At 59.2% G+C, this 20,599-nt stretch carries 24 protein-coding genes and 1 pseudogene; 15 read left to right on the plus strand and 10 right to left on the minus strand.

Annotation, left to right across the window (positions count from 1 at the left end; all coding sequences use genetic code 11):
• Window positions 1-72 precede the first annotated feature (72 nt).
• From ABJO75_RS24350 to ABJO75_RS24365, 4 genes are all read left to right on the plus strand, one after another.
• Window positions 73-1,347, plus strand: coding sequence for an ABC transporter permease (locus ABJO75_RS24350; protein WP_348130664.1), 1,275 nt, complete (start codon window positions 73-75; stop codon window positions 1,345-1,347).
• A gap of 4 nt (window positions 1,348-1,351) precedes the next feature.
• On the plus strand, window positions 1,352-2,530 hold the full coding sequence (locus tag ABJO75_RS24355; RefSeq protein ID WP_348130667.1) for an ABC transporter permease: 1,179 nt from the start codon (window positions 1,352-1,354) through the stop codon (window positions 2,528-2,530).
• Window positions 2,531-2,619: 89 nt separating this feature from the next.
• A complete protein-coding gene (locus tag ABJO75_RS24360; RefSeq protein WP_348130670.1) occupies window positions 2,620-3,132 on the plus strand; it encodes a DUF805 domain-containing protein in 513 nt (170 codons plus the stop codon).
• Window positions 3,133-3,179: 47 nt separating this feature from the next.
• Window positions 3,180-3,572: a lysozyme inhibitor LprI family protein gene (locus ABJO75_RS24365; protein WP_348130672.1), complete on the plus strand. Its 393-nt coding sequence runs from the start codon at window positions 3,180-3,182 to the stop codon at window positions 3,570-3,572.
• Between the two features lie 6 nt (window positions 3,573-3,578).
• Here the strand turns inward: ABJO75_RS24365 and ABJO75_RS24370 are convergent, their stop codons facing one another.
• Window positions 3,579-4,904: a lytic murein transglycosylase gene (locus tag ABJO75_RS24370; protein WP_348414022.1), complete on the minus strand. Its 1,326-nt coding sequence runs from the start codon at window positions 4,902-4,904 to the stop codon at window positions 3,579-3,581.
• A gap of 100 nt (window positions 4,905-5,004) precedes the next feature.
• Window positions 5,005-5,700, minus strand: a complete 696-nt coding sequence (locus ABJO75_RS24375) for a YafY family protein (RefSeq protein ID WP_348130677.1) — start codon at window positions 5,698-5,700, stop codon at window positions 5,005-5,007.
• 85 nt (window positions 5,701-5,785) lie between these two features.
• Between ABJO75_RS24375 and ABJO75_RS24380 the strand changes: the two genes are divergently transcribed.
• Together ABJO75_RS24380 and ABJO75_RS24385 are read left to right on the plus strand one after the other, a co-directional pair.
• Window positions 5,786-6,484, plus strand: a complete 699-nt coding sequence (locus ABJO75_RS24380) for a glutathione S-transferase family protein (protein WP_348130680.1) — start codon at window positions 5,786-5,788, stop codon at window positions 6,482-6,484.
• On the plus strand, window positions 6,481-6,879 hold the full coding sequence (locus ABJO75_RS24385; protein ID WP_348130682.1) for a DUF1801 domain-containing protein: 399 nt from the start codon (window positions 6,481-6,483) through the stop codon (window positions 6,877-6,879). The genes ABJO75_RS24380 and ABJO75_RS24385 overlap by 4 nt, the downstream gene beginning before the upstream one ends.
• Here ABJO75_RS24385 and rnr read toward each other — a convergent pair.
• Genes rnr through dapE form a run of 3 tightly spaced genes read right to left on the minus strand, consistent with a single transcriptional unit; the run spans window position 6,876 to window position 10,912 of the window.
• Window positions 6,876-9,128 (minus strand): ribonuclease R, encoded by a 2,253-nt coding sequence (rnr, locus tag ABJO75_RS24390; RefSeq protein WP_348130685.1) that lies wholly within the window; start codon window positions 9,126-9,128, stop codon window positions 6,876-6,878. The genes ABJO75_RS24385 and rnr overlap by 4 nt on opposite strands.
• Window positions 9,125-9,760: a TIGR04282 family arsenosugar biosynthesis glycosyltransferase gene (locus ABJO75_RS24395; protein WP_348130687.1), complete on the minus strand. Its 636-nt coding sequence runs from the start codon at window positions 9,758-9,760 to the stop codon at window positions 9,125-9,127. The genes rnr and ABJO75_RS24395 overlap by 4 nt, the downstream gene beginning before the upstream one ends.
• A 6-nt stretch (window positions 9,761-9,766) precedes the next feature.
• Window positions 9,767-10,912 carry a succinyl-diaminopimelate desuccinylase gene (dapE, locus tag ABJO75_RS24400; protein WP_348130690.1) on the minus strand — a complete coding sequence of 382 codons (1,146 nt, stop codon included), beginning with the start codon at window positions 10,910-10,912 and terminating at the stop codon, window positions 9,767-9,769.
• Between the two features lie 260 nt (window positions 10,913-11,172).
• Here dapE and ABJO75_RS24405 point away from each other — a divergent pair, with 260 nt between their 5' ends.
• From ABJO75_RS24405 to ABJO75_RS24420, 4 genes are read left to right on the plus strand one after another with little or no spacing between them, the layout of a single operon-like run.
• Complete coding sequence (locus ABJO75_RS24405) at window positions 11,173-11,490, plus strand: hypothetical protein (RefSeq protein WP_348130693.1); 318 nt, start codon at window positions 11,173-11,175, stop codon at window positions 11,488-11,490.
• A complete protein-coding gene (locus tag ABJO75_RS24410; protein ID WP_348130696.1) occupies window positions 11,487-12,836 on the plus strand; it encodes a DUF6638 family protein in 1,350 nt (449 codons plus the stop codon). The genes ABJO75_RS24405 and ABJO75_RS24410 overlap by 4 nt, the downstream gene beginning before the upstream one ends.
• Window position 12,837: 1 nt before the next feature.
• On the plus strand, window positions 12,838-13,104 hold the full coding sequence (locus ABJO75_RS24415) for a hypothetical protein (RefSeq protein WP_348130699.1): 267 nt from the start codon (window positions 12,838-12,840) through the stop codon (window positions 13,102-13,104).
• An 11-nt stretch (window positions 13,105-13,115) separates the two neighbouring features.
• Window positions 13,116-13,757, plus strand: coding sequence for a DUF1523 family protein (locus ABJO75_RS24420; RefSeq protein ID WP_348130702.1), 642 nt, complete (start codon window positions 13,116-13,118; stop codon window positions 13,755-13,757).
• A 361-nt stretch (window positions 13,758-14,118) separates the two neighbouring features.
• On the opposite strand, the gene ABJO75_RS24425 is transcribed toward ABJO75_RS24420, so the two are convergent.
• From ABJO75_RS24425 to ABJO75_RS24435, 3 genes are read right to left on the minus strand one after another with little or no spacing between them, the layout of a single operon-like run.
• The gene (locus tag ABJO75_RS24425) at window positions 14,119-14,496 is read right to left on the minus strand and encodes a hypothetical protein (RefSeq protein WP_348130705.1); all 378 of its coding nucleotides are present in this window, start codon (window positions 14,494-14,496) and stop codon (window positions 14,119-14,121) included.
• Window positions 14,493-15,368, minus strand: a complete 876-nt coding sequence (locus tag ABJO75_RS24430) for an SDR family oxidoreductase (RefSeq protein WP_348130708.1) — start codon at window positions 15,366-15,368, stop codon at window positions 14,493-14,495. Before ABJO75_RS24430 ends, ABJO75_RS24425 begins: the two co-directional genes overlap by 4 nt.
• 37 nt (window positions 15,369-15,405) lie before the next feature.
• Entirely contained in the window at window positions 15,406-15,570 is a 165-nt protein-coding gene (locus tag ABJO75_RS24435) for a hypothetical protein (RefSeq protein ID WP_348130710.1), read from the minus strand.
• A 139-nt stretch (window positions 15,571-15,709) separates the two neighbouring features.
• Between ABJO75_RS24435 and ABJO75_RS24440 the strand changes: the two are divergent.
• Together ABJO75_RS24440 and ABJO75_RS24445 are read left to right on the plus strand one after the other, a co-directional pair.
• Window positions 15,710-16,258, plus strand: a pseudogene (locus ABJO75_RS24440) (AraC family transcriptional regulator ligand-binding domain-containing protein); the annotation flags it as partial.
• A 72-nt stretch (window positions 16,259-16,330) separates the two neighbouring features.
• The gene (locus ABJO75_RS24445) at window positions 16,331-16,663 is read left to right on the plus strand and encodes a helix-turn-helix transcriptional regulator (protein ID WP_348130727.1); all 333 of its coding nucleotides are present in this window, start codon (window positions 16,331-16,333) and stop codon (window positions 16,661-16,663) included.
• 138 nt (window positions 16,664-16,801) lie between these two features.
• Here the strand turns inward: ABJO75_RS24445 and ABJO75_RS24450 are convergent, their stop codons facing one another.
• A complete protein-coding gene (locus ABJO75_RS24450) occupies window positions 16,802-17,797 on the minus strand; it encodes an AraC family transcriptional regulator (RefSeq protein ID WP_348130713.1) in 996 nt (331 codons plus the stop codon).
• 149 nt (window positions 17,798-17,946) lie between these two features.
• Here ABJO75_RS24450 and ABJO75_RS24455 point away from each other — a divergent pair, with 149 nt between their 5' ends.
• The 3 genes from ABJO75_RS24455 to ABJO75_RS24465 all read left to right on the plus strand — a co-directional run bounded on the left by ABJO75_RS24455 (window position 17,947) and on the right by ABJO75_RS24465 (window position 20,336).
• Complete coding sequence (locus tag ABJO75_RS24455; protein WP_348130716.1) at window positions 17,947-18,774, plus strand: NmrA family NAD(P)-binding protein; 828 nt, start codon at window positions 17,947-17,949, stop codon at window positions 18,772-18,774.
• A 28-nt stretch (window positions 18,775-18,802) separates the two neighbouring features.
• Complete coding sequence (locus ABJO75_RS24460; RefSeq protein ID WP_348130719.1) at window positions 18,803-19,207, plus strand: DUF4345 domain-containing protein; 405 nt, start codon at window positions 18,803-18,805, stop codon at window positions 19,205-19,207.
• Between the two features lie 100 nt (window positions 19,208-19,307).
• Window positions 19,308-20,336 (plus strand): proline racemase family protein, encoded by a 1,029-nt coding sequence (locus tag ABJO75_RS24465; RefSeq protein WP_348130722.1) that lies wholly within the window; start codon window positions 19,308-19,310, stop codon window positions 20,334-20,336.
• A gap of 136 nt (window positions 20,337-20,472) precedes the next feature.
• Here the strand turns inward: ABJO75_RS24465 and ABJO75_RS24470 are convergent.
• On the minus strand, window positions 20,473-20,599 hold a 127-nt coding region (locus tag ABJO75_RS24470), incomplete at its 5' end, for a transposase (RefSeq protein ID WP_333483634.1).

Raw genomic sequence — 20,599 nt, forward strand, 5'->3', positions numbered from 1 at the left:
GTGCGCCGCCTCTGGATTGATCCGGATCGACCCGGACAACAGATCGACCGCTGCCAAGTAAGGAACATGACCATGAGCGATCAAACGACTTCCGGTCCGGTACTTGCCGCTGACGGCACCCCGCTCAAGCGCAGCCTCGCCAAGGCGCTGAGGCTCCAGAAACTGCGGGCATTGGCACTGGTCGCTCCGCTGCTGCTCTTTGTTCTTATCACCTTTATCGCGCCGATTGCGGACATGCTGTTTCGCTCGGTGGAAAACCAGATTGTTTCGGAAACCCTGCCACAAACCGTGTCGGCATTGGCCGATTGGGACCCGGCGTCTGGCGAAGCTCCTGGCGAGCCTGTGTTCAAGGCGCTTGCTGCTGATCTTAAAGTGGCGGTTGAGGCCAAGACTCATACCAAGCTCGGATCGCGCCTGAACTATGAACTGACTGGCGCTTCTTCGTTGTTTCGGAAGACCGGGCGCCAGGTCAAGAGAATGGACACCGAAAGCGGCGAGCCACTCAAGGAAGCGTTTGTCGATATTGACAAGGATTGGGGCGAGGTTCCGATCTGGCAGACCATCAAGACCTATTCCCCCAACTATACCAACGGCTACTTCCTGAATGCCGTGGACATGCAGAAAGGCCCTGATGGCGCCGAGGCACGGCCCGAAAACCAGCAAATCTATATGATCCTGTTCGGACGCACGTTGTTCATGAGCATGGTGATCACGATCTCCTGCATCGTCCTCGGATATCCTGTCGCTTGGATATTGGCCAACTTACCAACGCGAACATCCAACCTGTTGATGATCCTTGTGTTGCTACCCTTCTGGACATCATTGCTCGTGCGCACCTCGGCGTGGAAGGTGATGCTACAACAACAGGGGGTGATCAACGACACGCTGGTCTGGCTGGGCCTCGTGGCGGACGATGCGCGACTTGTGATGATCAACAACCAGTTCGGCACAATTGTCGCGATGACCCATATCCTGCTGCCGTTCATGATCCTGCCGATGTATTCGGTTATGCAGACCATCCAGCCGACCTATCTGCGCGCGGCCAAGTCCATGGGTGCAACCAACTGGACCGCGTTCTGGCGGGTTTACTTCCCACAGTCGGTGCCCGGTATCGGCGCTGGCTCGATCCTCGTCTTCATTCTTTCCATCGGCTATTACATCACGCCCGAGATTGTCGGCGGCAACACTGGTACGTTTATCTCGAACCGGATTGCCTATCACATCTCAAGCTCGCTGAACTGGGGTCTGGCGGCCGCGCTCGGGGCCATCCTGCTGGCGGTGGTCCTGCTGCTCTACTACGCCTACGACAAGATCGTCGGCATCGACAACGTCAAGCTGGGAGGCTGAGATCATGGCTGCATTGACACCAATTTCGCGCACGCCCGTTTCGTTCTATCTGCCAGTCGTCGCAATCGCCGGTGGTTTTGCCGGACTGCTAGTCGGCACTGCACAGGGCAGTTCGATGTTTGGGGTTTTTGTCGGTGCTGTCGTCATGGCGGTGATCGCTTATCTCGTGACGCAGGTGATGAGCAACGAAAAGGTATCCCGTTGGGGATTGATCGGCCTCATGCTGATCGCGGGGTTCCTCTTTGGCGGAATACCCGGCGCGGTGATTGGCGCGCTGTTTGGCTGGTTCTTTGGCTGGTTCACCTTCTGGCTGTTCGAGGGTCGCTATCGCGCCAAGATCGCGCCCTATCTGACGCCTGGGCAAGTCCTTTGGCATTTCACCTTCCGCGTGATCTGTGGTGCGATCTTTGTGTTCCTGATCACCCCGATCCTCGTGGTGATGCCGCTCAGCTTTAATGCCGAGGATTTCTTTACCTTCACGCCCGAGATGTTACGCTTTGACCCCGCTGGCTATTCGCTCAAGCATTATCAGGACTTCCTGACCAATTCCGACTGGCAGAACGCCCTGCGCAATTCCTTGTTAATTGCGCCTGTTGCGACCTTCCTGTCAGTCAGTTTTGGCACACTCGCTGCCATCGGCCTCAGCCAGCCGCACGTGCCGTTTCGCCGGGCGATCATGGCAATTCTGATCTCGCCAATGATCGTTCCGCTGATCATTTCGGCGGCGGGCATGTACTTCTTCTACTCCCGCATCGGGCTGCAAGGCACCTATCTCGGCGTGGTTCTCGCCCACGCGGCCTTGGGCATCCCGTTTGTCATCATCACCGTGACTGCAACGTTGGTCGGCTTTGACCGGTCGTTGACGCGCGCTGCCGCCAATATGGGCGCCAACCCTGTCACCACCTTTTTCCGTGTGCAGATGCCGCTGATCCTGCCGGGTGTGATTTCGGGTGCGCTGTTCGCCTTCATCACCTCGTTTGACGAAGTCGTGGTCGTGCTATTTGTCGGCTCCGCAGGCCAAAAGACCCTGCCGTGGCAAATGTTCACCGGTTTGCGCGAACAGATCAGTCCGACAATCCTCGCCGTCGCAACGATCCTCGTTGTGGTCTCCATTGCGCTGCTGACTGTAGTTGAACTGCTCCGCCGCCGCTCTGAACGCCTGCGCGGGATGAGCCCGGGCTAAGACTGCGACCGCACGCAAGCTGGCTTTATTTGTGAACCGCTTGGGCTAGCGTGGTTGAAAGGCTGCAATCAACCCAAGGGAGAAAGATCATGACCTTCACAGAATCCGTCAGGGCATGTCTTTCCAAGTATGTGACGTTCTCGGGCCGCGCGGGCCGATCTGAATTCTGGTGGTTCGCGGCCTTTTTCTTTGGCGGTGCGGTTGTGCTTAGCATGATCGATGCTGCGCTGTTTGGGACCGATCCCAACGCGCCTGAACAGGTCGGAATTCTGGCACCAATCTTCCAACTCGCGATGTTTCTGCCCTATCTGGCCGCGGCATGGCGCAGAATGCATGATACAGGACGACCGGGCGGATATCTCTTGCTCCCCCTGGCCGTTTCAATTGGTATGTATGTGTTCCTCTTTCTTGGCATTTTCGCATTTGGGGCGATGGAAACTGCGGGCGCAGATCCCGATGCGCTGCGCGGACCGGCAGCAATACTCGGGCTGAGCGGGTTGATGATTGCTGGTGTGGTGCAGTTCATCCTGCTGATCCTGTTAGTCTATTGGCTGACACGACCTTCGCAGCCCGACGCCAATGAATACGGACCACCTGTCTGACTTTTTGTTCGCCATGTAGCCCTAAACCTGTCAGAGGAGTCACTCGTATGAAATCTGAATTCCGGGCGTCGGTCGCCCTCTTGATTGCAGCGCTCCCGTCCCTGTCCATCGCCAGTCCTGACATGGAATGTGGTGGGCCAAGTCAGGTCGAGATCGGCAGCTGCCTCGCACAGGTGGAAAAGACAGTCGACGGTGTTGTTCAAACCACACTCGGATTCGCCTTGGGCTCGGCGCGGGAACTTGACGAAGCAACCGGTCGCAGCGCGGCGGTGCCTGCGCTCGAAGCGGCCCAAGCGGCGTGGACCGCTTACCGCGACACCCATTGCGAATTCGTCGGAGCAACATTTGGCGGCGGCTCTGGCACAGGCATAGCTATTCAATCCTGTAGGATCGAACTGGGCCGCGCACGGGCGCGCGACTTGTTGTCCTACGCCCGCTAAAGCGCCCTAACGTAGCCCATTCAACAGGTTCATCGACGCATAGCCATCTGCGGTAAGCCCTGAAGCCACCTGATAGGCGCGAACGGCATCAATGGTCAGCGGGCCGATCCGTCCATCTATCCCTTGCGTATCAAAGCCCTTGGCCGTCAGCCGCTGTTGCATTTCCTTACGCTCACTCAGAGTCAGCGCGCGGTCGCTGCGCGGCCAGTTTGCCTTGATCGCCGGCGCCCCCGCGATACGGTCCGACAGATGACCAACGCCAATCACATAAGCATCCGCAGTGTTATAGCGCTCGATTACCGCAAAGTTGTCAAAAATCAGAAACGCAGCCCCTTGGCCGCCCGCAGGCAGCAGCACCGCCGCCGGTCCGTGATCTGAAACCGCACCATTGACGCCCGTCACGCCGAGGCCCGCCCATTCCGAGGCCGATTTCTTGATCTTGCGATCCGCCAGACGGAAATCGAACCCCTCTGGCACCGTGACCTCTACACCCCATGGCTGCCCTTTGGTCCACCCGAAATGGGCGAGGTAGGCGGCGGTCGAGGCCAGCGCGTCAGTTGGATCATCCGACCAGATGTCGCGCTTGCCGTCACCGGTAAAATCCACCGCATAATCCAGATAAGAGGTCGGCATGAATTGCGTGTGCCCCATCGCACCCGCCCAGCTGCCGGTCATGTTGCGGGGGCTGGTGGCACCGGATTGCAGGATCTTCAGCGCCGCAATCAACTGCTCTTCGAAAAAGGCACTGCGGCGGCCGTCATGCGCCAACGTCGCCAACGCGCTGATGATATCGGTACTGCCCCGATAGCTGCCATAGGCGCTTTCAAGCCCCCAGACGGCCACGACAACTTCTTTCTCGACCCCATATTGCTCCTCAATCGCCACCAACGTTGCGCGATGCTGGCTCAGGGCGGATTTACCGTTGCGCAGTCGCGTATCTGATACAGCGCTGTCGAGATATTCCCATATTGTCTTGGAAAACTCCGACTGGTTACGGTCGCGGCGTATGATATCCGCGTCAGGTCTCACACCGTCAAAGGCCGCGTTTAGAACGCCGGGTGAAATCCCCTGAGTGATGGCCCGCGTGCGAAACCCGCCCAGCCAGGTCTGAAAATCCTGGTGTGAAGCGTCATTCTGCACCGGGCTTTCCTTTACGCTGATTGTCTTGGGCCGCGCCGTCGGGCGCAACGAATAGGTCAGGCTTGCAGTTGCCAGCCGTATTTCCTCGACCTGTGGTCGACCCTCCGGGCGAACGGAATCGCCCTGCGTTTCGGCTTGAACACTACCTGCCATGGCCAAGGCAAGACCCCCGGCTATCCTCCAGTTGCACATCGTTGTTATCCCGATTTTTTTGCTCTGCTCTCGCAAGATAGTACCCCGAATCCGCGCATCTGAACAGACGGCAATCCATGTGTCCGCGGGAAATGGCCGCCTAGCGGCTCTTGTTTTGCGCCTGAAACTGCGCCATCGCGGCACGTAACAAGGGCACCCGTCTGGGACGAAAGCTTTGATCCGTCACCACAAGTTCGCTCATCCGATCCAGCCGGAACACCCGGAAATCCTGCCGAAGGTGGCACCACGCCACCAACACCGTCGATCGATCCAGATAGGACATGCCTAGTGGATCGACCCGCCGTTGGGTTTGGGCGCCCTGCGCATCCGAATAGGCAAAATCAATCGCCATCTCATCCCATGTGGCTTGCCGCAGCCTTGCGACGGAAATCGTCGGTGTTTCCGGGCGGGTAAAGCGGCGCGCCGTGAGGACTGCATGGGCAAGCCGGTGCGATTGCCGCGAAGGCAACCGCGCCTGCAACTTGTTCAGCGCAGATCGCGCGGCCACGGCCAGATCCGGATCACCAATCTGCTCAACTTCGCGCAAACCCAGCACCAGCGCCTCAAGCTCGTCATTCTCAAATCCAAGCGGCGGCAGGGTTGCGTCTTCGATCAGGGTAAAGCCGAATCCGGCGGCACCGTCGATCACCGCCCCCAATCCGCGCAGCGTATCGATGTCACGATGCACCGTGCGTGGCGATACATCGAGGTCTTGCGCCAATGCCTGCGCCGTATGCGGCGGCGCACCACTGCGCAGGCATTGCATCAACTGAAAGAGTCGGGCGGTTCGGGACATGGCGTTGTCTAACATACTCCTGATGCCAGAAACTGTCATTAGTGTTCAGTACGGTATGGGCAACACGCTCTCAAAGGAACATCACATGCTTATGCTCTACACTTATCCGCGGGGGTTTGATCAGTTCAGCCTCAGCCCATTTTGCGTCAAGGCAGCGGCGCTGCTAAAGCTGTCCGGCCTGGACTGGACCCGACGCGACCTTGATGACCCGCGCAAGATGCCATTGGCCAAGTTGCCGGTCCTGAATACCGAGGAACGGCTAATCCCCGACAGTCACAACATCCGCCAGTATCTGGAAAGCCAAGGCGCGGTGTTTGATCCGGATCTCTCCGATATGCAACGCGCTCAGTCGCACGCGCTGATCCGCATGGCCGAAGAACATCTTTACTTCAATCTGGTGTTAGATCGATGGGGCAATGACGCGGTCTGGCCGACCATACGCGAGATCTATTTCGCCAAGGTTCCAGCACTCTTGCGCCGGCCCGTCGCCAACGGCCTCCGCCGCAAGCTGATGCGCGGTCTCGGGACACATGGCATCGCCCGGTTTTCAGCCAAGGAACGAATGATGCGGGTCGAACAAGACCTGAAGGCGATCCAGACCTGCCTCTGGCAAGGCCCATTTCTGATGGGCAACAGACCAACGTCGGCAGACCTCAGCGTTGGACCAATGCTTGCTGCGATCCGTTCGACACCCGTGCAAACCCCGCTATCACGGCGGGTTGCAGAGGATGCGCAACTGTCCGACTATATCGACAGACTGGAAGACAAGGTGCCGCTGCCATGACCCGCCCCTTTGCAAATGCTCAGGTTGAACGTGTTTTTGATGCGTTTAATGATGCTGCGCGGCCCGGCCTGATGGCGCTGCGTGATCTGATCCTTGACACGGCCGCGTCTGACAACCGGGTTGGCGAGATCGAAGAGGCCCTGCGTTGGGGCCAGCCTGCCTACCTGACACCTGTGACGAAATCCGGCACGACCATTCGCATTGCCGCCCACAAATCGGCCCCCTTTGCCCTTTTTGTGCATTGCCAGACAACACTGATGTCCGATTATAAAGCCGCCTTTCCCGGGCAGGACCGCACTGCCGGGAAACGGGCCGTGCTGTTTGACAACCCTTCAGAGATTGATCCTATGCGCCACGGCTGGCTAATCAGCAGGGCCCTGACCTATCACCTCTAACGCCGCTTGCGGGCAACCTTGCGTTTGGTCTTGTCCGACTTGCGCTTGCCGCGCACGGCCTTGCGGCGTGGGCTGCGACCGGCAGGGCTTTGCCCCTTGGGCAGCGCTTTGTCCTCGACTGTCAGCAATTCAAGTTCCAGACCACCGGTGACCGGCGTCGCCTGCGCTAGGCGCACGGTGACCCGTTGGCCGATACCGATGGTAAAGCCGGTATCGGACCCCATTAATGTCCCCGCCTCGCGGTCAAAATGGAAATACTCGCGCCCCAATGTCCGCACAGGAATCAGCCCGTCAGCACCGGTTTCATCCAATTTTACAAAAGCGCCAAACTTGGCGATTCCACTGATCCGACCGCCAAACTCGTTCCCGACCCGCTCTGACAGGAACGCCGCCAGGTAGCGGTCGGTTGTATCGCGCTCGGCCATCATCGACCGCCGTTCGGTATCGGAAATATGCGTTGCTGTCTGATCCAGCCGTTCGATCTCTTCTGGCGACAGCCCATCCTTGCCCCAGCCATGTGCCGAAATCAGCGCCCGGTGCACGATCAGGTCCGCATAACGACGGATCGGCGACGTGAAATGTGCGTAGTGCTGCAGGGCAAGACCGAAATGGCCGAAATTCTCTGGCGAGTAATAGGCCTGGGTCATCGAGCGCAGGGTCGAAATGTTGATCAATTCGTCATTGTCGCTGCCTTCGGCGGCGCGCAACAACTGGTTCAGATGCCGGGTCTGCAAGACCTGCCCTTTGGCCAGATTATACCCGGCCGCCTGTGCCACTTCGCGCAAGGCATCAAGCTTTTCCGGTGCGGGCTCTTCGTGTACTCGAAACAGCAGAGGCGAGCGTTTCGCGATCAGCGTTTCCGCCGCCGCCACATTGGCCAACACCATGAATTCCTCGATCAACCGGTGCGCATCCAGACGTTCACGGAAGTTGACCGACGTCACGGTGCCATCTTCGGCCAGCTCAATCTTGCGTTCTGGCAGATCAAGGTCCAGCGGTTGCCGATCTTCACGCGCCCTTACAAGCGCGCGGTAGGCCGCATAAAGTGGTTCAAGGACAGGCTCCAGCAGCGGACCGGTCCGGTCGTTGGGCGCACCATCCACGGCCTCCTGAACCTCGGCGTAATGCAGCGACGCCGCCGACCGCATCAGGCCACGCACAAAGGTATGGCCGATCTTTTTGCCATCCTTGTCCAGTTGCATCCTGACGGCGAGACAGGCCCGTGGCACGCCTTCGTGCAAGGAACACAGATCACCGGACAGACGATCCGGCAACATCGGCACCACCCGGTCGGGGAAATAGCTCGAGTTTCCGCGCTTGCGCGCCTCGTTGTCCAGCGCAGAACCGGGTCGCACATAGGCAGCGACATCGGCAATCGCGACCCAGACCACATGGCCGTCGGGGTTCTTGGGGTCATCATCGGCATGTGCATAACAGGCGTCATCATGATCGCGTGCATCAGCAGGGTCGATGGTGATCAGCGGCATGTCCCGCAAATCTTTGCGCCCGGACAGCCCCAGTGGTTTCTTTTCATCGGCTTCGGCGATCACCGCATCGGGGAAATCATCCGGAATCCCGTGCTGATGAATCGCGATCAGCGACACGGCACGGGGGGATGAGGGATCGCCCAGCCGGGCCACGATGCGCGCGCGTGGCAGGCCCATGCGCGATTTCGGTCCGGCCTGTTCCGCCTCGACCAGTTCACCGTCCTTGGCGCCAAACCGGTTGGCTTCGGGAACCGTCCATTCCGTGCTTTGCGCCTTTTCGATCGGAACGATCCGGCCACCTTCGGCGCCTTTGCGAAATACGCCCAGAATACGTTTCGGATTGGTACCGATCCGGCGGATCAGCCGTGCCTCGTAGTTATGATCACTTTCTGTCACCACCGTCAGCCGCGCCAGAATGCGATCGCCTTCGCCAAGTGCGGGATCGCTGGCCCGTGGTACCACCAGAACAACCGGTTCGATACCTTCGCCATGCCACTCCAACGGGCGCGCAAACAGATCGCCGGCCGCATCGGGGGCTTTGATTTGCAACACGCTGACCGGTGGCAACCGGTCGGGATCGCTATAGGACCGCTTGCGCCGTTCCAAATGCCCTTCGGCTTCCAGTTCCTTGAGAATGCGTTTCAGATCGATCCGGTCCGCGCCTTTGATGCCAAAAGCCTTGGCAATATCTCGTTTGGTGCTCTGGGTCGGGTTGGCAGAAATCCAGTCGAGGATCTCGGCCTTGTCAGGAATGCGCGTCATGTGTTCGGCCTAACACGGCATTTCGGTGCCGTCATCGGTAAAAGGTGCTGCGCGCCAACCCGGTGCAGATCATCGGCCGTATCCACATCCTGCAAGCTCTGAATTTGCGCAACAGACAGGGTGCCAAGTGTCGCCAGACTATCCGTCAAGGCGTGTCTGCTGGACCAGCGCACACCCCGGAACAACCCTTTCGGGGCCTGCGCGGGGTGCTTCAGTCCGACCAGCCAATAGCCGCCATCTGGCGCAGGGCCAAACACCGCGTCATGATTCCCGAGCGCAGAAAACGCCGCTGCAATCTGTGACGCGCCAAGTCTCGGTATGTCGGCCCCGATCACACAGGCCGGTCCAGGCGCCGACCGGCGCAGCGCAACCGCCATACGGACCCCAAGATCACCACGACCTTGCGGTATCCGCGGCAGATCATTTGGCCAAACCCTGCTTTGCAACCCCGCACGATCCGGCGCGACGGCGAGCACGATATCCCAGCGCGGGTCGCGAATGCGGCGGAGCAACGCCAGCGCCTGCAGCCGGAACCACTGGGCTGCCGGCCCCATGCCGATCTCGCGCCCTAACCGGGTCTTGACCCGGCCGGGGCGCGGTTCTTTCAGCATCACGATGACGGTTTTGCGCATCTCGGATCAGGCGAAATAGTCGCGCAAAATCTGGGAGTAGATGCGTTTGAGTTGATGAATCTGCGCAACCTCCACACGTTCATCGACTTGATGCATGGTTTGCCCGACAAGGCCAAACTCCACCACCGGGCAATGATTCTTGACAAACCGCGCGTCCGAGGTACCACCGCTGGTGGACAGCACTGGCACAACACCGGTTTCCGCCTCGACCGCCTTGGACACCAATTCTGACAGCGCCCCCGGCGGGGTCACAAAGCTCTCGCCGGAAATCTTGATCTTCATGTCGATTTCCACGCCGAACTCGGCTGCGACCAACGCGGCTTCGGATCGCAGCCAGTCGCTCAGCGACGCACCGCTATGGCTGTCGTTGAACCGGATATTGACCGTGGCGCGGCACTCGGCAGGGATCACATTGGTCGCCGGGTTGCCGGTGTCGATCGTGACCACGGCGAGCGTCGAAGCATCAAAATGCGCGGTCCCCTTGTCCAGTTCGTGACTGGCCAGCCGATCCATCAACCGCGCCATCGCGGGCAACGGGTTTTTCGCACGATGTGGATAGGCCGAATGTCCCTGCACACCGGTTACCGAGACCCAGGCGCTCATCGAACCGCGTCGACCGATCTTGATCATTTCGCCCATTTTTTCAGGACAGGTCGGTTCACCCACAAGACACACGCTCATCGCCTCGCCGGATTGATCCATGTGGTCGAGCAATGCCGTGGTGCCATCGACGGCATCGGCCTCTTCATCGCCGGTAATGGCGAGGAGGATTGCCCCGTCAGGCGGAGTGTCTTGTACGAGGTCAATGGCCGCAGCAACAAAGGCGGCCACGCCCGATTTCATGTCGGTCGCCCCCCGCCCGTACATCACACCACCCTTCACTTCGGCCCCGAAAGGCGGCATCGTCCATGCGGATTCATCGCCCAGTGGCACAACGTCCGTATGGCCGTTGAACCCAAAGCTGCGGAGATGTCCCTTGTCGCCCCATCGCGCAAACAGGTTGCTGATCCCGCCCCGGTCCGCACGTGTACATTGAAACCCGGCTGCGGACAGTTCCTCAGCAAGCAAGACCAGCGCTCCACCTTCTTCTGGTGTCACCGACGGACATTGGATCAGGCGGGCGGTCAGGTCGGCAGCGTCGGTATGTGTCATCACAATGGTCCTTGTCCGGTGGTCTGCGGGGTCAGCCCACACATGAAAGCAAATTCACCTGAATCCAACCCCTCCGGGCCGTGCAACAGTTCAACTGACGATGCAATTCCGCGAAAGGGTCTTGTTTCGATCCCTGCACGCGCCAATCTATTTGCTATGGGAAATCCGGTTACACCTGTTAAAGTCGGCGCTGCGCACTGTTCACAAAAGAAAATCCGTCAGGAGCGGTGCGGCGCGCCCAAGGTTTCGGAGGCTGTAGCGTGACTGTTTTCTTTTTCTTTGCAGCCATCACACTGGTGTCCATCATCAGCGCCATCCTTGCTGCCGAGATCGTAGCACAGCCGTCGATGTTGGCAATGTTGGGGCCATTCTCCACCGGGCTGTTGGGACTGGCCGCATGTTTCGCGTTGGCGGCATCGCTGTTGTTCATTCTGGACCCGGACCCCGTTTCGGGCCTTGACGCAACCATACCCCGGTTGATGCGAACGCTGCCGATCACCGGACTGGCGGCAATGCTGTGGTTGCCAATGTACCTGTCGCTTTTCAACCGCCTGCGCCGCGTGAGGCTCGCGAAATGAAGCGGTTGATTGAACGAGGATTGATGTTCGGCAACTTGGTTCACGTGGCATCGCCAGCACTGGTAGAGCGCTATGACCGGGCGTTGGAACATCTGACCGGCAAGCACACCGAACTGACCGATTTCCACATTGATATCTCGGGCTATTCGCCTGAAATTGGCGATGAACTGGGCGATCATCTCTATCTTAACCATAGCGGGGTCAACCGTCAGTTCATCCTGCTTACAACCGACCAGAAACGCGCACCACTGCTGAACGCGACGTTTTCCACAAACCACGACATTCTGCGCCGCTTTATCGATGCAAACGAGGCGCAGCTGTTTGCACTGACGGCTGTGGACGCTGTCGCCGGGGAACTGGTGAATTCGGTCATGCACATGGGCGACCCGCAGGCCCTGTTCGACATTCGCACCATCAGGATCGAGGCCGACACCACCAGCGGCACCTTGCGGCATGCAACCGAACTGACCGGCCTTGTTGACAGGTTCCGCACCGAAGAAGACGCTTGGTTTGACGATGTTCTGATCGCGAGGATGATCAGCCTTGCGGGAAAGTCCGGCGATATCACCCGCAATCCCGTCAAACTCACCGAAACCGAGTTTGAGCAAAGAAACTTCTGGACCAGCCATTTTGGCGGTCTTTACGTGTTTCAGGATGTCGAGCACCCCGCGCTGATCTCGTCCGGGGAAAAGTCCGGGTTGGATGACTTGCCGATCAAATACGTCTTCGATTTCAGCGACCGCAATCGCATCGCCAAGTTTCTGGACTATAACGATCTGGTCGAGCCGATCATCAAGGCACCTGGGCTGGATGCCGCCGCGATCTTGCAGCAAAAGATGGATTTCATCGTGATCGACACGGCAAGTGATGGCGGTATGGATTTGACCGGCCTGACGCGTGCCGACCTGCGCCGGTTGGCAAGACAACATCATAGCCGCCTTCCACTAGAGTATGACGGGCTGTCTGGTTTGTTGAACTGGGCCGAGAACGGCGGGTCCTGGCCGCGCATCACCTCAGATCATCCGGCCTATTTCTATACCCTGCGCGCTGCGGATACGCCCAACCGTGATCTGGTGAACCGGTTGCTGGCAGAACTGACGCTGCTCGATATCCGCCAGTTGTTCATTTGCAACAAGCCCGTGTTCTATCGCCGGTACATGACGTGGTCTGATGCCAAGAAAGACTATGTTGCCTACTTTCTCAGCCGCGAATACCAGGTCGACAAGGCGGGCGCGCGCGCGGCGCTGTTTGGCCATGAGCCCGACATGACCGGTGACACCCCCGAGACCCCGGCCGCCGATATGATCCGCAGGGTTGGCCCTTGGGGCGCGGTAGGGCGGGTCTGATATGCTGGGACTTCTGCGCCTTGTACTGATCCTGCTCGTGTTACAGACAATCGCCTATGTCGGGCTGTCGCTCTATTCGCGCAGCCTTCGTCGGCGCAAACTCAAGGTGCGTTGGGCGGAAAAGGCGCTGCCTGTTGATCAGGAAACCTTTGTGCAGCGCGGATTGACGCGCTATGACAACTCTCTCCGACGAAAGCTGATCTTGGGGGTTTACATCGTGCCCTGGATCGCCATTTCGGTGTTGATATATGTTGTGAATTTCAAGTGAGGACCTGACAGATGGCCTATATCAAATGGGCGTTCATACTGACCTTCTGGCTGCTCCTGGGCGGGGTGCTGCACTATGCGCTGCCCCAGTACGACATTGTGCGCATCGTCAACACCTATGAGGAACGTCAGGATCTCACCGACTGGACCCGTATTTTCTGGTCCAGCCCCGACGATCAGGCCGCCAATCTGGCAGGCCGCGATGTTCAGTTCATCCAGGGCGTGCGCGAAAACGGCAAACCCATCGTCTATCGCAACGAAGACACCGGTTGGGGCTGGCCCTTCTATTTCAAGTTCGACACCGCCAACCTCTATACCGAGGCCAACGATGCAATTTCGACCAAAGACAACCCGGAATGGGTGTCGATCCTGCATTACGGATGGCGCAACGAATTTTTGTCGACCTTTCCCAATGCAATTTCGATCAAAACCGTCGAAGGCCCGGATCATCGGGTCATAAACTGGTTCAATATTGTCTTCCTGACTCTTCTCGCCGCGATCTTCTGGGCGATCTGGGTGCGTTGGCGCAGGTTCCGTCAGGCCCGGATTGACCCCGTGCTCGAAGATATCGGTGACAGCATGGATGCTGCGGGCGAGCACATCACCGAAGGGCGCGGTCGATTTCGACGCTGGCTGAACAGTTGGCGATCTTGAAAAGGCGCGTTCAAACCTGAAATTTGATGGCGTTGTCACTGGCTGCCTTTAGGTGGCGGAGATTTCTGTGCGGTTTTTGCAGTCGTCGGGCATCACGACGCCCGCCGCCGCTCGGTTTTCAGACGATCATCAGATCATCAAACAGGCTCCGGCGGGCCATCAGTTTTCATCGGTGATCGCCACCAGAGCAGCCGGTGCGCAGCCGTCGCTGGTCAACTGTTTGCGACCGTTTTGCTGGGTGCCTTCGGGTTGTGATGGTTTAGAGTGTTCATCATGGTTTTCCTATAATTCGGGCACACCAGCCCAACTGCGCGACAGCGCCGTTGGCCGAGCGTTTAAGCTTATTGGTGAATGTACGGAGTTAAGATTGCGCAAGGTCGGGGGCGGCCCAATCGATCTCACTGCGCAACAGGAACAAGTTGAGAACAAGAAACCAGATCAGCGTGGCAAGCCCGAAGGCCGAAGCGACCCGCATCAATCGCAGTGACAAGGGCGCGTACTTTTCATACAGCGCAATGACAAGCACGCCCACAAGCACCGCGTTGGCAATGTAGACCACGCTGTTCCAAGCGGTCATCATGCCAGCATGGTGCCTTAGCAAGGCAATTGCTTCGACTTCCGCGCCGGGCGCGAAATTGTATCCGGCGGGGATAAGAACCATCAAGAGCACGACAAACCCCACGAGATAGGTCACTGCGGCCCCGATTGCCGCGAAGCCCGCTGTTTTCACTGGTATCATGAACTGGTCCTCCCGATACCCGTGGTTCCTTCGATGGACCGGAAGTGATCGGCGAGATGGTGGCTTCCATAGGGTATGCCGACCATGTCCAGCCCCATTGCCGTCAGGAAGAACTGCGCCGGTCCGTGGATATAGCGTGGTGTCACCCAAGGGAGCAGCCGCAACGCCGGCCGCCGGGTCCAATCCGGCAGACAAGTAATGGACGCAGGCCGCCCAAGTGCAAGGAAAGCCAGCCGGGCGAGGTCCTTCTGGCAGAGCACATCGGGCCCACCGACGGCTCGCGTTTCCATTCCGGCGTCGACAGCTTCTGCCGTTGCATCGGCCAGATCGGCGCCATGGATCGGGTTGATTTTCAGATCACCATCACCAAACAGCCAGACACGCCCGGACCGCGCCATAGACAGGAAATCCTCCATGTCAGAGAAATAACCGCTTTGGCAGATCACGGTCGATTGTACCGATGTCGCGCGCAAGGTCTCTACAAAGGCCTGCTTCGCGGCCACCAACGGAACATGCAACATCGCTTCGGCGTTCAGCAGATGAATATAGCAGAACCGAGACACACCCGCAGCAACGGCCTCGCGCAGGAGGTTGACGTTAGCCTGATAGTCGACATCCCGGTAATCAAGTCCATCGCGTTGCCGCGTGATCCCGACGGCGCTGATGACAAGATCGACACCGGCCATCTTGCCGCGCAACGTCTCGGGGTCCGTTGCCGGTGCCACAATAAACTTGTCTGCGGCCAGCCCCATGTCATGTGCGCGTTGGCGGTCGCGCACAAGCGCCAGAACCTTCCAGCCCCGGTTGAGATATGTCGCAACCAGATGCTGACCAAGGTAGCCGGTGGCGCCTGCAATTAAGACGGTCTTCATGGCTCGCTCCTTTTCTGCCTGCCACTGCTCAGATGGGTCAACCGACCACACAATGCCCGCGCTGCTTCGTGCATTCCACAACGATCTCTTCGCGTTTGCGCGATGCTTCGGACGCCCCTGCGGCACCGCCAATTGCGGCCCCTCCGAGCATGCCGGTGACGGCAACAATGGAGTGTTTCAATTGTAGTTTAGCCGGCTTCATGACTTGCCGTCCTGTGCGTTTTCGATGTCCGTAGCAGACAGAGACACCCGCAAGACCAAACCATGACCTGACGTATCAACCTGTTGGCTTGCGGTTTCACAGGCGGTATTTCCGAGCCAAAGAACAAGATGGACGTGTGATGAAGAGAGCGAGCGTCGCGGCTGGACTGGCCCAAGGATTTGTCGATTTTGCAGCGTCCTGTAATGCCGATCGCGATCGCCTCTTGGCAGATGCCGGTGTCACCGGGGACCGGTTGGTGGATCAGGACGCAAGGATTCCCGTTGCCGCCTACAAACGCCTTGTCCGTGGGGCCAAGGTGCAAGCCGCTGACCCGGCGTTGCCGTTGCGATTTGCCACCCAAACTCGGTTCGAGACGATTTCCATCTTTGGATTGATTGTGCATTCTTGCGCTTAGGTTCGGGATGCCTTTGCGCAATTGAACCTCTACGGCAACGGCGAAGTCTGGATCATCGACAATCGACCCAATCCAAACGACTTCCCCGAGCTGACCGAAACCAGCTTCTGCTGGTTTGTCGGCGAATTCCGGCGTCATTTTCCGGATCGAAAATTCGCTCTGGCAATGGATGTGACGCACCCTGAACCGCCCCACGCAGCACTCTGTCAGGAGATTTATGATTTGCCGCTCCGCTTTGGCGCTGCGAAGAACGGTCTGAAAACCAATCCAGAGTGGTTGACGCAAGAGTTCGAGGACACCAACGCCTATGTGTTTGGCGTGTTCGCCGACAAGGAAGATGCGCTGATGGCGGCGCTGGAAGCAGAGAAAACACTGCGCGCACGGGTCGAGAGCCTTCTGCTGCCCCGGCTACATCGCAGCGACATCACCGCAGAGAGCATCGCGTCCGGATTGGGCATGAGCCGACAGACCATGTACCGACGCCTCAGGGACGAAGATGTCAGCTTTGCAGAAATCCTTGACGCTCTTCGTCACCGGATGGCGGCGGATTACATCGGGGCGCGAAAGATCTCGGTCAACCAGACGGCCTATCTTGTCGGGTTCTCCGAGCCATCGTCTTTCGTACGGGCGTTCAAGCGCTGGACCGGCATGACACCAGCGCGCTTTCGGGCAACCTGAACGCAAGTTCACCAACGGCTCGGCCGGGAGTGTGCTGTGTCCCGATTGTAGGTGGAGACCACGCACATATGAAACACGGTGGCTAGATATGGTCACGTCACGCGAAGTGTTTCGAGAGCTGCCGGAATTGATCCTCTGTCACGGCAAAGGGGTGCTCTCCCGCAGCGTTGCGGTCCGTCGCGCTTGTCCCGGTGTCGTGCCAAAAACCCGTTTGAAGGCGCGGTTAAAGGCGGGCTCTGACTGATAGCCAAGGTCCGCGGCGATGGTGGCGATAGGCAGCGCGGTTTCCCGCAATCTCCGCCGCGCAAGATTCATCCGCCATTCTGCGAGGTATTGCATCGCGGGGGTGCCGACGAGGCTGGTGAACCTAGCCGCAAAGGCCGAGCGGGACATCCCCGCTACCTGTGCCAGCGCCTCGACCGACCAGTCTGCCGCCGGATCGCGATGTATGGCCACGATGACCCGCCCGATCTGTGGATCGCGCGCGGCCTTCAGCCAACCCCGGTCAGCATCAGGCGACCCGATCAACCAGCGCCGGATCGCCTCGATCACCACCACATCCGCCAACCGCGTAATGACGGTCTCGCCACCAGGGCGCAACTCGCGCGCCTCCCTTGCGATGAACTGTAGAGTGCCTTGCAGCCAACTTCCGGCATCCTCCTCCCACGGGTCGATCTTGAGCACATCCGGTAGCAGCGCCATCAGCATCGGGCTTGACGCATGGTCGAGCCGGGCAAGGCCATACATGATGCTGCATGCCGCGCCGCCGCCGCCAAATTCCACCGTCTCGTAGAGTTCTGTGACCTTGCGGATCGGCAGGTCTTCGAGTGTCATCAGTTGGGCGCCGGGGTCGCTGAAAAGGTTGATCGGCGCGCTGTTGGTCATCAGTACGAGGTCGCCTTTGCGGATCTCAAAAGGCGCGTCCTCACCAACCCTCAGCCACGCATGCCCACCGATAACCACGGCAAAACTCATCACCTCGGGAAAGCCGGGGATGGTGATGCCCCACGGCGCGCTGAGCCGCGACTGACAGTAGAATGTACCGGTCAGCTTGAGCAGGTGCAGAATTTCCCCCAGCGGATCACCGACGGGCTGCGCGAGGAGCGATGGATTCGGGACATGTGGCTCTGTCATGGGGCAACTGTGACGTGAGAGGAGCCATCCGTCCAGCTTGCTCGGACGATTAAGCAAGAAACTCGGACGCATGGGAATGGTTCGTCCTGCACACCTAGGCAACAACAGGTCATCGACGGAACAACCGATCAGACCCAAGGAGACCACTAATGACCAACCAACCCATTCTCGTCCTCGGCGCAACCGGCAAAACCGGTGCCCGTATCGCCAACCGCCTTGAGGCAAGAGGGCTGCCTGTACGCCGTGGCTCTCGCAATGCCCCGATCCCCTTTGACTGGAACGTGCCTGACACCTGGGGCGCAGTTCTTGATGGCGTGTCGGCTGTCTATATCTCGTACTATCCGGATATCGCAGTGCCGGGCGCGGTCGAAACCGTCGCCGCCTTTGCCGATCAGGCGCGCGTGGCGGGCGTCGGCAAGCTTGTCCTGCTGACAGGGCGCGGCGAATACCACGCGCAACGCGCCGAAGACGTCGTCCGCAACTCTGGCGTGCCATTCACCATTGTTCGCGCTGCATGGTTCGCACAGAACTTTTCCGAAGGAGCCTTGCATGCGCCGGTGATGGCAGGCGTCTTGCCGATGCCCGGCGGTGACGTTGAAGAACCCATCGTGGATGTGGACGACATCGCCGACGTGGCAATGGCAGCCCTGACCGATCCAAAACATGACGGCGAAACCTACGAAGTCACCGGGCCGCACCTCATGACATTTGCCCAGATGGCCGAGGCGCTGTCTGCCGCGATCGGACGGCAGGTCGCCCATGTGCCGATTTCATTCGAGGATTTTCACGCGGCGCTTCTGCCATCACAGGGCGAGATGATCGCTGATGTGCTCACCGAGATCGCCCGCGAGACTCTGGATGGCCGCAACGCCAAACTCGCGGATGGTGTCGAGCGGGCCCTTGGCCGTCCACCTCGCGACTTTGCGACCTTTGCCACCGAGGCCGCCCGTTCTGGTGCCTGGGCCGACGCGGCCTGATCCCTCCCTTAACTGCAAGGAGACGCTCGTGTCCCTTTTCCAGAAACTCACCCTCGGTGTCGCAGGTCTTACCGCCCTCGGCATCGGTCTTGCGATCACCTTCGCACCCTATAATTTCTATGCGAGCTACGGCATCAGCCTCGGCACCAACCCGGCCCTCCTCAGCGAGCTGCGCGCGCCTGGGGCCAACCTTGCTGCCCTGGGCGCGGTCATCTTTGCCGGCGCTTTCCGCCCTGGGCTGGCACGCTTTTCTGCAACGCTCGGAACGCTGATGTTCTTTGCTTTTGCCTTTGGACGCTTGGTTGGCATCATGCTCGACGGGTGGCCGAGTGAAAGTATCCTGATCGCTCTTGCAATCGAGTTGGTTATGGGTGCGCTGTGCCTGCTTGGACTGCGGGGGCAGAAACGCACACTGATTTCGGCCACCGCGTGAGGAGAGTGAACCACCACCTGTTTCGGCCAGACTCTCGCAGATCGACGTGGTGAACGGACGCCCGTGTGCTATGAATGCCGAGCATTTAAGGTTGCCTGCCATGCGCTCGACAAAAACAATCCATGTGATTTCGGCCCACGCCGAGGGCGAAGTCGGTGATGTCATCGTCGGCGGTGTCCTGCCGCCTCCTGGTGAAACGATCTGGGAACAGAGCCGCTGGATCGCCAAAGATCAGACATTGCGGAATTTTGTTCTCAATGAACCACGCGGAGGGGTGTTTCGTCATGTGAACCTGCTGGTGCCTCCCAAACATCCCGAGGCGCAGGCGGCCTGGATCATCATGGAGCCGGAGGACACACCTCCGATGTCGGGGTCCAATTCGATCTGCGTGGCAACCGTCTTGCTCGATGGCGGATTGATCGAGATGCAGGAACCCGAAACGCATCTGGTGCTTGAGGCACCCGGCGGGTTGGTCCGCGTGCGGGCACAATGCAAGGACGGCAAGGCCGAGCGCATCTTTGTGCAGAATCTGCCCTCTTTCGCAGCACAGTTGAGTGCAACGGTCGAAGTCGCAGGGCTTGGTGCGGTGACGGTGGATACGGCCTATGGCGGCGACAGCTTTGTGATCGTCGATGCCGGTGCGCTTGGGTTTTCTCTCACCCAAGACGAAGCCAATGATATCGCAAAGCTTGGCGTCAAAATCACCGATGCCGCCAACGCACAACTTGGGTTTGCCCATCCGGAAAACCCCGACTGGCGGCACATTTCGTTTTGCCTGTTCGCCGGCCCCTTGACCAAAGACGCCGACGGGCTGAAGACGAGCGCCGCCGTCGCCATTCAGCCCGGCAAGGTTGACCGCTCTCCCACCGGCACGGCACTCTCGGCGCGCATGGCCGTCCTTCACGCGCAGGGCCTGATGAAAACGGGCGATCGCCTGACCGCTCGTTCGCTGATCGGATCGACATTCTCGGGGGAAATCCTGGGCGAAACATCAGTCGGCGGATGCCCCGCCATAAGGCCAGAAATCTCGGGCCGTGGATGGATCACCGGCGTTCACCAACACATGCTCGACCCCTCCGACCCATGGCCAGAAGGGTATCGGCTGTCAGATACCTGGGGTGCAAAGTGACGGCGCGCCCTCAGAAAAGATAGGCGACTGATGCCTTTTCCAGTTCTGGAATCACATTGCCGAAATCGCAGATCAACAGGTGATCGCAGCCTGACAGTGGCATCCCGACAGCCCTTAGTCGCCTTAGGGTCAGGACTCATAGCCAATAGATGACGGTTGCCGCTAGCGCGATTGCGGAGAGGAAGACCTTCGGGCACCTGTCGTATCGGGTCGCGACCCGTCTCCAATCTTTCAACCTGCCGAACATGATCTCGATGCGATTG

The sequence above is a fragment of the Sedimentitalea sp. genome (assembly GCF_039973035.1).
Taxonomy (GTDB): Bacteria; Pseudomonadota; Alphaproteobacteria; order Rhodobacterales; family Rhodobacteraceae; genus Sedimentitalea.

Bases quoted from the DNA above. Each gene is read 5' to 3' on its own strand.
- ABJO75_RS24430 (WP_348130708.1), bottom strand. From the start codon at position 15,368: ATGAAGACCGTCTTAATTGCAGGCGCCACCGGCTACCTTGGTCAGCAT.
- ABJO75_RS24445 (WP_348130727.1), top strand. From the start codon at position 16,331: ATGGCGGCGCTGGAAGCAGAGAAAACACTGCGCGCACGGGTCGAGAGC.
- ABJO75_RS24365 (WP_348130672.1), top strand. From the start codon at position 3,180: ATGAAATCTGAATTCCGGGCGTCGGTCGCCCTCTTGATTGCAGCGCTC.
- ABJO75_RS24350 (WP_348130664.1), top strand. From the start codon at position 73: ATGAGCGATCAAACGACTTCCGGTCCGGTACTTGCCGCTGACGGCACC.
- ABJO75_RS24370 (WP_348414022.1), bottom strand. From the start codon at position 4,904: ATGTGCAACTGGAGGATAGCCGGGGGTCTTGCCTTGGCCATGGCAGGT.
- ABJO75_RS24435 (WP_348130710.1), bottom strand. From the start codon at position 15,570: ATGAAGCCGGCTAAACTACAATTGAAACACTCCATTGTTGCCGTCACC.
- dapE (WP_348130690.1), bottom strand. From the start codon at position 10,912: ATGACACATACCGACGCTGCCGACCTGACCGCCCGCCTGATCCAATGT.
- ABJO75_RS24450 (WP_348130713.1), bottom strand. From the start codon at position 17,797: ATGACAGAGCCACATGTCCCGAATCCATCGCTCCTCGCGCAGCCCGTC.
- ABJO75_RS24360 (WP_348130670.1), top strand. From the start codon at position 2,620: ATGACCTTCACAGAATCCGTCAGGGCATGTCTTTCCAAGTATGTGACG.
- ABJO75_RS24385 (WP_348130682.1), top strand. From the start codon at position 6,481: ATGACCCGCCCCTTTGCAAATGCTCAGGTTGAACGTGTTTTTGATGCG.
- ABJO75_RS24375 (WP_348130677.1), bottom strand. From the start codon at position 5,700: ATGTCCCGAACCGCCCGACTCTTTCAGTTGATGCAATGCCTGCGCAGT.
- ABJO75_RS24395 (WP_348130687.1), bottom strand. From the start codon at position 9,760: ATGCGCAAAACCGTCATCGTGATGCTGAAAGAACCGCGCCCCGGCCGG.
- ABJO75_RS24410 (WP_348130696.1), top strand. From the start codon at position 11,487: ATGAAGCGGTTGATTGAACGAGGATTGATGTTCGGCAACTTGGTTCAC.
- ABJO75_RS24465 (WP_348130722.1), top strand. From the start codon at position 19,308: ATGCGCTCGACAAAAACAATCCATGTGATTTCGGCCCACGCCGAGGGC.
- ABJO75_RS24420 (WP_348130702.1), top strand. From the start codon at position 13,116: ATGGCCTATATCAAATGGGCGTTCATACTGACCTTCTGGCTGCTCCTG.
- ABJO75_RS24455 (WP_348130716.1), top strand. From the start codon at position 17,947: ATGACCAACCAACCCATTCTCGTCCTCGGCGCAACCGGCAAAACCGGT.
- ABJO75_RS24355 (WP_348130667.1), top strand. From the start codon at position 1,352: ATGGCTGCATTGACACCAATTTCGCGCACGCCCGTTTCGTTCTATCTG.
- rnr (WP_348130685.1), bottom strand. From the start codon at position 9,128: ATGACGCGCATTCCTGACAAGGCCGAGATCCTCGACTGGATTTCTGCC.
- ABJO75_RS24425 (WP_348130705.1), bottom strand. From the start codon at position 14,496: ATGATACCAGTGAAAACAGCGGGCTTCGCGGCAATCGGGGCCGCAGTG.
- ABJO75_RS24380 (WP_348130680.1), top strand. From the start codon at position 5,786: ATGCTTATGCTCTACACTTATCCGCGGGGGTTTGATCAGTTCAGCCTC.
- ABJO75_RS24415 (WP_348130699.1), top strand. From the start codon at position 12,838: ATGCTGGGACTTCTGCGCCTTGTACTGATCCTGCTCGTGTTACAGACA.